Source organism: Mesocryomonas fontinalis (genome assembly GCF_055730125.2).
In genome coordinates this window covers 339346-348861 of sequence record NZ_JBUZWG020000007.1, presented here as the reverse complement: position 1 = coordinate 348861, position 9516 = coordinate 339346, and the positions used below count along the sequence as shown (strand labels likewise).

The following is a 9516-nucleotide window of genomic DNA, read 5'->3' as shown; positions in this document are numbered from 1 at the left end:
ACCGCGAAGTCGCAGAAGCACCCGCGGTCCGTCAGGAAGGCGACGTGACGATCATCTCGCTCGTCGAGGAAATCATCGTCGTCACCAAGCGTCTCGTTGTCACCGAAGAAGTCCACATCCGTCGCATCAAGTCGACCGAACGTATCGAGACTTCGATCAACTTGCGAAAACAGCATGCGGTCGTGGAACGGACCGATGCGACGGACGATTCAACAATCACTAAATCCTTGGGAGAAGCAGAATGACACAGACCATTACCGCCTATTTTGATACGCGCACCGAGGCCCAGGCCGCGATCGACAAGCTCGAGCACATCGGCATTTCGGGCTCCGAAGTCCGGATTGCAGACTCGACGACACTGTCCTCCCGCGGCACGACGGCCATCGAGGACAAGGGCTTCTTCGAGGCCATCGGCGACTTCTTCATGGGCGACGACGAGGACGACCGCCACACGTATGCCGAGGGCGTGCGCCGCGGTGGCACGGTGGTGACCGTCAGCGCTCCAGATGGCCGCTTCGAAGAGATCGCTGACGTCCTTGAGGGCGAGGGTGCAGCCGACATCGACGAGCGCGCCGCCACCTGGCGGTCGGAAGGCTGGGAGGGCACCTCCGCCTCCGGGAGCCGGGCCTACTCAGGCGGCTCGATCAATCCGCTCGGTGACAGCCCTGTTGCGGCTACGGACATCGGCTCCCCGTCGGGCACCTCGTATGCAGCCGCTTCAGGCGCCGCAGGCTACTCCGAGCGCGACACTCTCGGTGCCGACTATTCGAAGGATCGGGACGGGACCATCGAGGTCGTGCAGGAGAACCTGCGCGTCGGCAAGCGCGACGTCAGCCATGGCCGGGTCAAGGTCCGTTCGTACGTCGTCGAAGAGAATGTCTCCGAGAACGTTACCCTTCGTAGCGAGAACGTCGAGATCTCCCGTCGCGCCGTCGACCGTCCGGTCGGTGCGGTCGACGCATTCGCCGAGCGCACGATCGAGCTTGAGGAAACCGCGCAGGAGGCGGTCATCTCGAAGGAGGCTCGTGTCGTCGAGGAGATCGATCTCAAGCGCGAGGTTCGTGACCGCACCGAGACGGTGTCGGACACGGTGCGCCACACCGAGGTCGACATCGCCGACGAGCGCGTCGGCGAGACCCTCACGGACGCCGAGCGGGTACGCCGCGGACTCTAACGCCAGACAGTTGGGCCGGCAGGGATCTCCCCCTCCGGCCCATTTTCTATTTGGGAGGTATCGATGGTCATTCTTGAAGACGTGATCGGCAGCGTGCTGGGCGGCCAGCAGAGTGGTGGCGGCATGCAGGGCGGTGGCGCGCAGGGCGGGCTCACGGGCGGGCTCGGCGGGATGCTCGGCGGCGGATCACAGGGCGGCATGTCGCCGATCATGATGGCGCTGATGGCTCTGCTGTCGCAGCAAATGTCCGGTCGCGGCGGTGGCGGGGGTCTTGGTGGGGGCGGCCTTGGCGACATCCTTGGCGGTCTGACCGGGGAGTCGGGTGGCATGGGCGAGATCGGTGGCTCTGGTCAGATTCAGGAGCCGAACCGCGAAGAACGTGCGGGAGGCTACCAGCATCCTACCGGAGGCGAGCTGGGGAACCGCGGTGAGTTCGACGGCGGACATACCGGACCCGGCGGTCTACTCGAGCGCCTTGAGCAGGCCGGGCATGGACGGAAGGCGGCCTCGTGGATTGGTCATGGCGAAAATGAACCTATCGAACCGCGGGAGCTACAGCACGCTCTGGGCGATGATACAGTTGACCAACTTGTGGCGCAGACGGGTTTGCCGAAGGGTGATCTCCTATCGCAGCTGTCCGCTGTCCTGCCTGACGTAATCGATAAACTGTCGCCGAATGGGCGTTTGCCTGATTATTCAGAAGGGCGTCGCTAGTAATTCTTTAACCGAGACGGAGGCTGCATTTTGGTTCTGATAAGGGCGCTTTTCGGAGCTAGTTCCTTCGTGGAGGGCACATGGTCAGGACGCATTCTGTTGATAGAGGTTCTGGAGCGGTCGGTGTGCCCGATCATCCGAAGGGATCATTATGAACGACAACGCTGACCAAAAAAGGCGTTGCAATGGCACGCCTAGAGACGAGCGTGCTCGTGCAGTTCTCCACTACACAACCCTTGCCATGGAAGCGAAGGCGTGGCGCATGCTTGTCGACATGGAAGTCGATGCTTCTGCGGCTCCCGGCAAGCTACAGGCAGGTTTGATCGACGACAGTCGATCACCAGCCTGAGGAAAATTTGATCCGTTCCGTCGTCTCGCTGTAGCAGGTGCCCTTTCAGGCGGCGCTATCCTGATAGGGCAGCGCCGCCTACGATGGCATCCGAAAACTAGACTTGGCGCTTGGCCTTTTGCTTCCGGATCACCGTGTCCGCACGCGCTTCGTCTCGGCAGAAGATCGATGGCTGAAGTTGGCCGCTTAGGTTGATCTTCACGAGCCAATCCCCGCGGGAATCCTTGTGCTTGGTGAAGCTGTCTCCGGCCGTTGTCCTGAAGCTCATGTCATCCCCCCTTTTTTGGAAATCATGTCATGGGCGGACGGTCGTGGAAATGTGGCGCAACAGAAGAGGCTGCCGCTGTGCTTCCGTAGGCGTATTCTCTATCTGCAAGGCTCACCAGCGCCGACGACATAGCGAAGAATGCGAGGGCTCCTATGCCTTCTTGGCGCTACTGCTTGGCCGATGATGCGACCATATTCTGGATGTTGGATAAAATAACCGAACGGCTTCCATCGACGAGAAGCCGCCGCCATCGAAAGGATAGTCCCATGAGCATTTCACGCCGCTTCAACACATGGCGCCAGGTCCGCAACACGGCCGCCGAGTTGAACCGTCTTTCGCAGCGCGAACTCGCTGACCTCGGAATCTCTCGCTTCGACATTCCGGAGCTCGCACGGCAGTCGGCGCGCTAACAAATTCAAAGTTTCGCGGCGGTCGTTCCTCCCAGACCCGACGCGGATAGACCAAGCGGTTCCTCCCACCGCAGCGGTCACAGCATGACGCCCTCACCGGTCCTCCCCCGGTGAGGGCGTTTTCATTTGCGGACTGGCGCTATCGAACCAGCTTGATCATTTAGAGAAAAGACCTTTCCACCCGCCCGCCAAACCCTACCTGTCGACCAGCAAGCAGCATTAATAGGGCCTTAACCGTAGCGAACCGTTCTACGGAACTCGGTTGCGTGCGGTCGCATTTGCGGCTTAGAAATTCCAATCCGTAGACAGATGTGATCCCGATCCGATGAGCATATCGACAGCCACGCAGCGCCTCGACGTTACCGGCTATCCCTTGCGAATGGTGCTGGCCGCGACGGCTGGCCCCTGTCTCATCGCAAGTTTTGTCGCCGATCTCGCCTATCTTGGCACTGCCGACGCGGCCTGGACGATCTATTCCGCATGGTTTGTTCTTGCCGGAGCGGTCGCCAACGGCTTTGCGGTTATGGCAGCTTTTCTCAGCGCCGCCCGGCAGCAGGGCGACCGGCGCGGGCTAAGCTGGACTGGGTTTCTCGGATTTTGCGGCGTATGGGGACTGTCGCTAACGAGCGCGATCATCCACAGCCATGGGGTGGCCGGATTCAATGCGGGACTGGTACTGTCGTCGCTTGCTGCGGCCCTTGCGATGGCGCTCGTCCAAGCGCATTGGAAGGCGTTTCGCAGCGCCGGTTCCGCCGACTAATAATTCAAACGTGGATTGCATGACCGGCGAAAGCTTCGGCAGATGCGGCAATGTCTGTTTAGTTTGACGACTGGCCAGATTTTTTCTCATCTGGCCAGCTTCGACGTGCAGGGGATTCGGAAAATTGCCGCGCTTTAGCGGAGTCCAACCGGATTCCTCTCGCTTTAATTGTCGACTAGCAAGTCCACTGGTACGTCCAAAATATCCGAAAGAACAGCTAGCTCGAGGCCACGAGGCTCTGCTCCTTGCTCAATTGCCGCGAGCCGCACCTCGGTAATTCCAGCGTCGGCCGCAACATCATGCTGCGACTGCCCCGATCACTCGCGGAATGCCCGGACAGCAGTTGCGCCATCTTCAATGGCCGCGGTGACAGGAGCAGGGACTTGGAAATCGGTTTCTCTTTTAGTCATCACCCTCAAGACCTCTCGGTAAAGCTTCGGATGCGTCTCGCTCCAGCCTAGCAGCCCGAAGCCGCGCAGTCTTCTCTGCCGTGGCTTCCTTTTGCGATGCCGCACCGGATCCAGTGCCCCGCAATTCTTCTATTTCGGCGGACGGACGGAAATGCTTGTTCGCAGCCTTAACGGCCGCCGACTCTTTATCAGCCAATGTAAGTATTCGAATAAGTTAACGTATTGCTAGCATACGGCAATCAGCCAGCTGCGTCTCGCGCATGCCGTGGATGGAGCGCGCGCTCTTAGCAGACATCAGAAGCGAGGCCCCTTAGCCCATACTCTCATGGTAATGTCGGGTCTTGTTCACCAGCTTTTTTTCGTCCGCTATTGCCCGGTCAACCGCCTCAATCATCGTCTGAACATTCACCAACTCATTGATTTTTGCGGTGCCGGTGACGCTGATAGCCAAGCTCCGACGCTCGGTTACCAGCTGATTGCGGATCTTTTGTAACGCCTCTTCGTATTCACGAGATTTATCAGAGGCCATGGCAATCTTTCAATCTAATTCGCAGGCCTGAGCTGCGATGAGGCTGGCAGCGAGTAGGCTTGATGGCCAATCCTGCCGTCGCGCAAATCTGATGCGCCGCCGCTTAACCGCAAACCGGCGACACCTCTTGAGGAGAAGTCGCCGGCTGTTCGCACCTGCTTCAGCGCTGACACTGGAGTACCCTTAGGCGCCGGTGATGAAGCTTCACCGATCTGTCCTGCCTGAAACTTGCGGCGCAGGGTTCAAGCTCATACGCATTCGGGTACACGATGGTTTGACACAGTTCGGACGTACTAGGTTCGATCGCGCGGTCCCGCCAGGTTAAAACGTCTCGCGTCTTCTGCAAGGGCGACGTAGTGCGCCAAAGCCCTAGCCATATCGAATGGTGGAGGATTGTCCCGGCGCCAAAGAGGATGAGGATTATCGTTTGCGCTGATCATTCATTGATCACATAGCAGCCGCGACAAATCGTCAACCCGCAACCGTTGCGCTGCACACCATGACTGCCGCATCTACAACCGAGTTAAGACCCGGTTCATTCCGTGGTGCTTCGCAGGCTTTTCAGCATAACGGTAAGGAAGGCGAGGGCCTGGAAACGTCCGTGATGCTCGGCAAACACCGGCCGCATCGAAAGCGCGAAGAACGCCGCCGCCTTCCTCTGCGCGAACGCGGGTTTCACGGCTGCGTCGTCAAAATTCCGCAGATGGTGCAACAGTACGATCCGGCCGCCTGGTGCCGTGGCTTCCGCCAACTGCCGCGTGAGGCGGTCGAGATTGTTCATCGGGAGGTAGTAGAGTATTTCCGAAACGACGATGAGATCGAACGGGCCGCGCGGTGTCTGCCGCGGCAGGACCGTCTGTCGGAGCGTGACCTGGGAAAGGTGGCGCGTACGGCAGCGCGCTTCGGCAACAGCCGTCGGCGCTGCGTCGATGGCGAGCAACCGGCGGCAACGCGGCGCCAGCGCCTTCGTCGTCTCGCCATTGGCGCAGGCCAGTTCGAGGCCGCGCGCATAGAAGCGCTCTCCGCAAGCACGTAGCAGAACACCGCGCTTGTAGGCCTCGAAGGAAGATGCGGCGTAGTTCCATGGATCGACGTCGACGCGGAACATCGCCTCGAAACCGTCGGGGTCGATCGCCTTCACAGCGGTCGCCAATAAGTTTCTTCGGGCCCGGTGAGCCGATCAATGGTGTGCAACGTCAGGCGGAAGGCGGTGGGGTCGTCGTCGATCATGTCGGTCGCCTGCGAGCGGTGGGCAAGAGTCGCGGCGCGCTTTGCCTCAACGGCACCGTCGATCGCAAAGCTCACGCGTTCGGCCTCGATTGGCGTTGGGTGATCGCCCGGCGCGCCGAGCTCATCGAGCCAGATGGCGTATTCCAGCGTCGTTGGACGCTGATCGGCGGCTGCCAGCGCTCGGTGCGTTAGTGACCAGGAGTCGCGGTGGTCGCGGTGCGGATCGCGGCGCCAAGGGAGCAGGACAAGATCGGGCTGGAAGACTTCCACAACGTTCACCAGTCGCGAGAGCGCGACATCGTGCTGGTCCTCGCCAGGCAACGGCATGTCGGCGTCTGGCAGACGCAGGAAGGTTCGCGCCTGTTCCCCGACGCCAAGCAAGCGCAAGGCCTCTTCTGCCTCCGCCTCCCGCTGCGCCGCGAGGCGGTGCCGAGGCCATTTGATCGAATTCGCGTGCGATGCACCTCCATCGGTGACGAATATGAAATGGAAGTGTCGTCCGAGCCGAGCCAGGAGGCTAATCAGCCCACCGCAGCCAAGCGCCTCATCGTCGGGATGCGGGGCGATGACTAGGATACGCTGAGCGGTGAGCGTCTCGGGGTCGAGAGCCTCAGCAACCATGCGCTTGCCCCGGCATCCAATGGCCCCCGGCGATGGCGCTGCCAAGCAGACCCATCTCCCCGTCGGGCTTCGGCTGACGTGCAAGGAACCGCAGCAGATCACCGGTCCGGTCATCTTGAATCGGCGGCGAGCCAATATGGCTCAAGCCCTGCAGCACGTCGAAGGCCAAGGCGGAAGAGGCACCCGTTCGATTTTGCTCGGCGGCGCATTCAGCGAGCGCCTGCGACAGCTTCAGCCTTTCGTGCTCGATACGCTCATGCCGCACGCACGTCCCCTTTCGCCTGTTCGATCATCGCCTCGATCATAGCGATCGCCGCTTCCACCGGCACGGTAGCCGGCGGATCAAGATCGTCGACCGACAGCCCCTCGAGGAGACGCGAGGCCGGAAAGTACTTTCCGCCCGGTTCACGCAGGGTCTGAAGCGACAGCCCCAGAGCGCTAGCCGTCGCATCCCAATCGGACGAGGAGGCAGCATCGAGTTTCTGCAGCATTCGCCGCCGCATCAGGCGCTCGGCAATCCGCGATGGGTCTTCGACAAGCACTGGATTGCCGGCCGCCTCTTCGCGCATCCAATCTTTCAAGCAATCGGCCATGCCGCCCACGGCGCGGCCTACCAGGCGGGCCGACACACTGACCTTTACGTCGAGCGGGTGACGCAGTCGATAGCCGGCGGCGCGCACCTTCGCGACCAAAGCGAGATCCTCGCGACGCGGCAGGATTGGGAGGCCACCAACTGCGGCATAGACGTCAGCACGCAAGGCGAGGCTTGCCCCCGTATGGTCGTGATGCCGTGGCCACGGGTCATGTGGCACTGGGTCGAGCAGACTCGCCAACTGGTCGGCGAGACTTGAAAAGGTAGCGTGCGCCTGAGCTCGGCGGCGGAAGCCAGGTCCGAGCTGCGCTTCCTCTAAGGGATCGCCGACGATCAGCCCACCGACCAGATCGATGCCATCGCCGATGTGGCGGAGGTTGTTCTCGACCCAATCGGGATCAGGAATGGCATCGGCATCGGTGGTCAGCAATACGCCATGCTCTGGATGGGGACACAGCGAAAAGGCCGTATCCAGAGCCAGTCGGCGCGCCGATCCGACATGCGCCTCGGGCGGCGGAAAGCTGACGTTGAGAACGTTGATCGACAGTCGGGGATGACCTGCAGCGGCGGCATCGACGGCGTCTGCTGAACCGTCGGTGCAATTGTTGAGGACGATCACGACCGCCAATCCGTTCTGCCGCGTCCAGCCCTGCTCTGCCAGCGCAGCGAGCAGGCGTGGCAAGCGCTTCTCTTCATTCCGAGCAGGGACGGCGACGACGGGAAAGAGTAAATTGTTCATGGGGTTAATCGCATCACGAAAACACCTCACGTCGAAGATGAGTTGGAAACTTCCCTATGGCGACATGGTTCACACTGCGCAGCCGCTCAGCCGACGCGAGTGCGATATCGGACAAACCGGTAGAGCAGTGATGACCGCCGGCAGTTCTGCGCCTTTCTCACCGACCGAAGGCGCCTAGCCCAACATTTCCACCGCGCTCTTCATGCAAAGCCACCTTTCACTTTTCTCGCTGGGTCTGCCGGCAACGGAACCTGATGAAGCGCTTTCGCAAGCGCGTGAAGCAGTCTCTAGGATTTGCAACGCGTTACGATCGACGCGCCGATAACTCTGATCCGCTATCAAGCTCGCAGCCATCGTTATCTGTATCAACGCGATATGAGTCCGCTTCCAGGTTATTGCCTTGCCTTCGAGGATCTCGCGCGACGGCTACAGCGTCTGCCTTAACACACGATCCCATTGCTGCTCTCAAGCTTACAGACTAGCGTCCTGACATGATGACACCAGCTGAATGCCTGGCCGCCCGTTCGCTCCTTCAATGGTCGCAGCTGGAGCTCGCGGACGCTTCGGGTGCCGATGTGTCGGCGATCAGGAACTACGAGGACGGCAAGCTCGCGCCCAATGAGGCGAACGTGGAAGCTCTTCGGAGAGCCTTTGAAGCCGCCGGCATTCAGTTCGTCACCGAGATCGGCGGGGGAACGGGAGTGCGGCTCCGCTAGACCGCGACCTCGCCTGGCTGGGATCACACGGTCGACACTGCGGCAATGGACGCGGCTAGGCTGAAGGTTCTCGAGACAGGCACAGACATTACGACGGCGCTGGCAGTGACCGGCATGCCGACGCTGAAAACCGCGAATACTGTATCGGCCGTTCGGGGAGCCGAGGCACTAGCTGCGACCCTGCGTTCCATTCCGGGGCTTTCGTCGCAGGCATCGCGAGCGTTCACTATGCCAATTCGCGCGCATCCGAGGACGTGTTGAACGCCGACGTAGAAAGGTAGCGTCTCTCTAGGGATGATGATCGTGCCTCGTCTCTACAAGCCGACCAGCAAACGCCCCTTGAACATCAGCAGCGCCATAAGGAAAACGCCTACTCCAATGTACGGCGTAAGGGCAGTGGTGAGACGTGTCATGCTGTAATCCTTAACTGCTTGTTAAGAACTATCATAGCCAGTCTTTAATGTCGAGTGAGCATATAGAGCCTTTGTGTGTCCCGTTCGGATCCTCCTTTCGGCTTCGTGCCGCGCTGTATCGCCCTTATTCGAAATCAATGCTGCTGGCAGATCGTTAAGTCGCAGGAGGATGAACGACGGTCCAGACACGTTCACTTAACCGTAAACAGTTTCGACTGATTGAGGAAACGCTGACACGGAAGCGCCAACTCGGGCCTTCACGTGGGATCGTAGCCGGCGGACTGTTCGGTGCGATATTCTGGGCGTTGTTCGCGATAGCGATTTCGTAGCACCGATATGAAGATTGGAGAGGCGCCAACGGCGAAATGGGCGCCTCTCCGGCTCACCCCACTGAAATGCGAAGCTTGCAAACGAATCTCGATCAGGCTTGGCGTCCAGTCAAACGTCTACTGAAGGGCGGCTGCAAGCAAACCTGCCACCTTACGCCAGGGCGCGAGCCGCCGCAGACGATCATGGCGCTTTAGAGACTACCAAGCGCGGTCGTAAAATTCCGCGTAGCTTTCGGGCTCTCTCTGGTATTCCCAGCCATCA

The 9516-nt window shown here is 60.4% G+C and carries 11 protein-coding genes and 1 pseudogene; 6 read left to right on the top strand and 6 right to left on the bottom strand.

Annotation, left to right across the window (positions count from 1 at the left end; genetic code table 11):
- The 5 genes from ACZL02_RS18565 to ACZL02_RS18545 all read left to right on the top strand — a co-directional run.
- On the top strand, positions 1 to 245 hold a 245-nt coding region (locus tag ACZL02_RS18565; RefSeq protein ID WP_472940370.1), incomplete at its 5' end, for a DUF2382 domain-containing protein.
- Positions 242 to 1174, top strand: a complete 933-nt coding sequence (locus ACZL02_RS18560) for a DUF2382 domain-containing protein (RefSeq protein ID WP_472940368.1) — start codon at positions 242 to 244, stop codon at positions 1172 to 1174. The genes ACZL02_RS18565 and ACZL02_RS18560, both read left to right, overlap by 4 nt.
- A gap of 63 nt (positions 1175 to 1237) precedes the next feature.
- Positions 1238 to 1888, top strand: coding sequence for a YidB family protein (locus tag ACZL02_RS18555; protein ID WP_472940367.1), 651 nt, complete (start codon positions 1238 to 1240; stop codon positions 1886 to 1888).
- Between the two features lie 883 nt (positions 1889 to 2771).
- Positions 2772 to 2915, top strand: a complete 144-nt coding sequence (locus ACZL02_RS18550; RefSeq protein WP_472940366.1) for a DUF1127 domain-containing protein — start codon at positions 2772 to 2774, stop codon at positions 2913 to 2915.
- A gap of 325 nt (positions 2916 to 3240) precedes the next feature.
- Positions 3241 to 3675, top strand: coding sequence for a hypothetical protein (locus tag ACZL02_RS18545; protein WP_472940365.1), 435 nt, complete (start codon positions 3241 to 3243; stop codon positions 3673 to 3675).
- A gap of 164 nt (positions 3676 to 3839) precedes the next feature.
- Here ACZL02_RS18545 and ACZL02_RS18540 read toward each other — a convergent pair.
- From ACZL02_RS18540 to ACZL02_RS18515, 6 genes and pseudogenes are all read right to left on the bottom strand, one after another.
- Positions 3840 to 3971, bottom strand: a pseudogene (locus tag ACZL02_RS18540) (hypothetical protein); the annotation flags it as partial.
- Between the two features lie 424 nt (positions 3972 to 4395).
- Entirely contained in the window at positions 4396 to 4614 is a 219-nt protein-coding gene (locus ACZL02_RS18535) for a hypothetical protein (protein WP_472940364.1), read from the bottom strand.
- Positions 4615 to 5149: 535 nt separating this feature from the next.
- Positions 5150 to 5755, bottom strand: a complete 606-nt coding sequence (locus ACZL02_RS18530; protein ID WP_472940363.1) for an SAM-dependent methyltransferase — start codon at positions 5753 to 5755, stop codon at positions 5150 to 5152.
- On the bottom strand, positions 5752 to 6465 hold the full coding sequence (locus ACZL02_RS18525) for a PIG-L deacetylase family protein (RefSeq protein ID WP_472940362.1): 714 nt from the start codon (positions 6463 to 6465) through the stop codon (positions 5752 to 5754). Before ACZL02_RS18525 ends, ACZL02_RS18530 begins: the two co-directional genes overlap by 4 nt.
- On the bottom strand, positions 6455 to 6730 hold the full coding sequence (locus tag ACZL02_RS18520) for a hypothetical protein (RefSeq protein WP_472940361.1): 276 nt from the start codon (positions 6728 to 6730) through the stop codon (positions 6455 to 6457). The genes ACZL02_RS18525 and ACZL02_RS18520 overlap by 11 nt, the downstream gene beginning before the upstream one ends.
- Complete coding sequence (locus tag ACZL02_RS18515; RefSeq protein WP_472940360.1) at positions 6720 to 7796, bottom strand: glycosyltransferase family 2 protein; 1077 nt, start codon at positions 7794 to 7796, stop codon at positions 6720 to 6722. Before ACZL02_RS18515 ends, ACZL02_RS18520 begins: the two co-directional genes overlap by 11 nt.
- A gap of 491 nt (positions 7797 to 8287) precedes the next feature.
- Between ACZL02_RS18515 and ACZL02_RS18510 the strand changes: the two genes are divergently transcribed.
- Entirely contained in the window at positions 8288 to 8512 is a 225-nt protein-coding gene (locus tag ACZL02_RS18510; RefSeq protein ID WP_472940359.1) for a helix-turn-helix domain-containing protein, read from the top strand.
- Positions 8513 to 9516: the final 1004 nt, after the last annotated feature.